This is a genomic window from Poseidonibacter sp. (genome assembly GCF_041821165.1).
Lineage (GTDB): Bacteria > Campylobacterota > Campylobacteria > Campylobacterales > Arcobacteraceae > Poseidonibacter.
In genome coordinates this window covers 1-3,346 of record NZ_JBGUES010000222.1, presented here as the reverse complement: position 1 = coordinate 3,346, position 3,346 = coordinate 1, and the positions used below count along the sequence as shown (strand labels likewise).

Genomic DNA, 3,346 nt, shown 5'->3' with positions numbered 1-3,346 from the left:
TATTAAAACTATAAAAGAGCCTTCTTTTATAAAAAAACTTACATTTTCAAAACAAGAATATCCAGATATCTTTTTTCATTCAGGAATTGTGGATACTAAAGCAATAGATTTAATTGAAAATTCAAAAAAAGTAATTGTAAACTCAAAAGCTATTGAAGAAGAAGTATTATTAAAAACAAAAATACAAAAAGAGAATATATCTGTTATTTATCCAAGTATAAATATTGAAGATAAAAAAATTAAAGATATTAAAACTGAAATTTGTGATGAGCTAAATATAGATAAAAAAAATAAAATTATATTGTTTACTGCAAAGAATTTGAAAAAATCTGGCATAAAAGAGTTTATTGAAATCATATACACTCTTACTTCTAAAGATTTTCAGGTTATAATTGCAGGAGATTCTACTGCTATAAATAATTTACGATTTCAGATTTCAAAATTCAATACAGGTAATAAACTAATTTTAATTGAAGATTATCCAAATATGGACGATTTGTTTTATATTAGTGATATATTTATTTTACCTACTTATAATACAAGTTTTGCACTTAGTGTACTAAAAGCAATGTATTGTAAATGTGCAGTTTTTGTAAGTTTTGATAATCATGCAAAAGAGTTACTTGATGTGTTTTCTATGATGGAAAGTCCAAGTGATAGCTCTACACCTTTTAAGGTTGATGCGTTATTAAATAGTAAGAGTGATCTAAAATTAATAAAAAAACAAAATAGAAAAATTGCAAAAGAATATACACTATCAAAAAATTTAGAAAAATTAAATGATATAATACACAGTATTTAAATTACAATTAAGAAATTTTTGATAGAATACGCAAATATTTTTCACTACAGAAGGAAGACAAATGTCAAGAAGATGTGCTATATCAGGAAAAGGACCTATGGTTGGAAACAACGTAAGTCATGCAAAAAACAGAACTAAAAGAAGATTTTTACCAAACTTAAGAGTAGTTAGAGTTACTTTAGATGACGGTACTACTCAAAAAATTAAGATTTCTGCGAAAGAATTAAGAACTCTTAAAAAGAATTCATAAAAAGTGCTAGAAAAGCGCTTTAATGAATTTCTTTAAACGAATCAAAAAAGCCCTTGGCTGGGAAATACGCTCAGCCAAGCCTGAATACGACTTAAACCCCGTAATCTACTCTCAATTAAAACCATTTAGACTACCCTTAGTATTACTTCAAGTTATTATGATGATTGGTACACTTGGATACATAATCATTGATGATTTTACTATACTTGATGCTATATTTCAAACAGGTATTACATTTACTACTGTTGGATTTGGAGAAATTGCTCCTATTTCTGCACCTGGAAGATTTTTTACAGTTACACTTATTATTTTTGGATTTGCAATATTTACATTATCAACTGCAATTTTAATAGATACTGTTATTAAAGGTAGATTATTTGATCTTTATAAGGAACGAAATATGCTTTATAAAATCGCAAGATTAAGAAGACACTTTGTGATTTTTTATCACAATGAATATACTTTACAATTAGCAAAACAATTTAGAGAGAATCATATTCCTTTTGTTGTTGTAGACCCTAGTGAAAATCTTGAGCAAATCGCAAAAGAGAATGGTTATCCTTATTTTGTAAAAGAAGAACCATACAAAGAACTTGCTTTTTTAAAGTCTCACTTATCATCTGCAAAAGGTGCTATATCTTTATCAAAAAATATATCAGACAATATTACCTTAATTGCATCAGTTCGATTATACGAAAAAGAGTTAGGAAGAAGTCCTTTTTTAATTATTTCAAATGCAGAAACACAAAATGAAAAAATTAGACTTAAAAAACTTGGAGCTGATAAGGTAGTTGCAACACCATCTTTAATGGCAAAAAGAGTTTCTGCTATGGCTATTAGGCCAGATATGGAAAATGTACTTGATGAGTTTTTATATAAAAGAGATACTCCTATTGATATGGAAGAAGTAATTGTAAATGAAACTTCATGGGTTGTAAATAGAGAAGTTAAAGATTTACATTTAAGAGATAGATTAAAAGTATCGGTTATTGGAATTACTGAAAAAAAAGGTAAATTTATTCAAATGCCAAAAGGAACAACTGTTATTAATGCAAATTGTAAATTATTATTAGTTGGTTCACAAAAAGGTATTGCTAGATCAAAAAGAATTATTAATTTAACACAAAAGCCAGAGGATATATAAAATGTTTACAATTTTACCAATAAAGGGATTTATAGACCAAATTGATGGTTTCTATTGTGATGGAATTAGCGCAGGTTTAAAACCAAGTGGAGCTAAAGATTTAGGTTTTATTTATACTAAAGAAGCTTGTGATGTACAAGCTATTTTTACAAATAATAAATTTCAAGCAGCACCTTTAAAGCACTTTTTACAGTATGAAGAAAACTTTAAAACAAATTTTGTATTAATTAATTCAAAAAATGCAAATGCATTAACTGGACAAAAAGGTATTGATGATATAAATACAATTTTTTCTTCTCTTTCTTATGACTTAATAAATCCTATTATGAGTTCAACTGGTGTAATAGGGAATCCATTACCAATTGAAAAAATAGTAAATGGTGCTAAGTTATTTGATTTAAATGCAAAAAATGGACAAAACTTATCTCATGCAATTATGACAACTGATGCATATCCTAAAAATTGTATGTATGAAGTTAAATTAGAAGATGGAACATCTTTTAAAATTGGTGCAGTTGCAAAAGGTGCAGGAATGATAAATCCAAATCTTGCAACTATGTTATGTTTTATTTGTACAGATGCAAATGTGCCTTCTGAAGATATGAAAGAAGCTTTAAAAGTAAATTCTCATACAACATTTAATGCAATTTCTGTTGATGGTGATACATCAACTAATGATACAGTTATGATACTTGCAAATAAAAAATCAAATTCATATGATAAAGAAGCATTTACAGAAGCTCTAAGATTAGTAATGCATGATATGGCTATGTTAATGGTAGCAGATGGAGAGGGTGCTAAAAAATCAGTTGCCTTTGAAGTTATAAATGCAGCATCAAATGAAGATGCTCAAACTGCTGCTAAAGCATTATCAAACTCATTACTTGTTAAAACTGCACTTTTTGGTGAAGATCCAAATTTTGGAAGAATTGCTTCAACTATAGGTGCAAGTCAAATTGCCTCAGATGCGCAAAAACTTGTTATTTCTTATAATGATGTGATTGTTTATAATAAAGGTGAATTCTGTTTTGATGCAGTATGTGAAGAAAAAGCAGGAGATGTATTGAAAAATAAATCTTTTAAAGTTCTTTGTGATATTGGCTTAGGTGAGGGTTCTTTTACTGCATATGGTTGTGATTTAGGTTACAAA

Annotated in this window: 4 protein-coding genes; all 4 read left to right on the top strand. The window is 27.7% G+C overall.

What is annotated here, in order from left to right:
* A partial coding sequence (locus tag ACERKK_RS12335) for a glycosyltransferase (protein ID WP_373773376.1) occupies positions 1 to 802 on the top strand: 802 nt, incomplete at its 5' end.
* A gap of 61 nt (positions 803 to 863) precedes the next feature.
* Positions 864 to 1,052: a 50S ribosomal protein L28 gene (gene rpmB, locus ACERKK_RS12330; protein WP_373773375.1), complete on the top strand. Its 189-nt coding sequence runs from the start codon at positions 864 to 866 to the stop codon at positions 1,050 to 1,052.
* Between the two features lie 22 nt (positions 1,053 to 1,074).
* Positions 1,075 to 2,196, top strand: a complete 1,122-nt coding sequence (locus tag ACERKK_RS12325; RefSeq protein ID WP_373773374.1) for a TrkA family potassium uptake protein — start codon at positions 1,075 to 1,077, stop codon at positions 2,194 to 2,196.
* A gap of 1 nt (position 2,197) precedes the next feature.
* A partial coding sequence (gene argJ, locus ACERKK_RS12320; RefSeq protein ID WP_373773373.1) for a bifunctional glutamate N-acetyltransferase/amino-acid acetyltransferase ArgJ occupies positions 2,198 to 3,346 on the top strand: 1,149 nt, incomplete at its 3' end.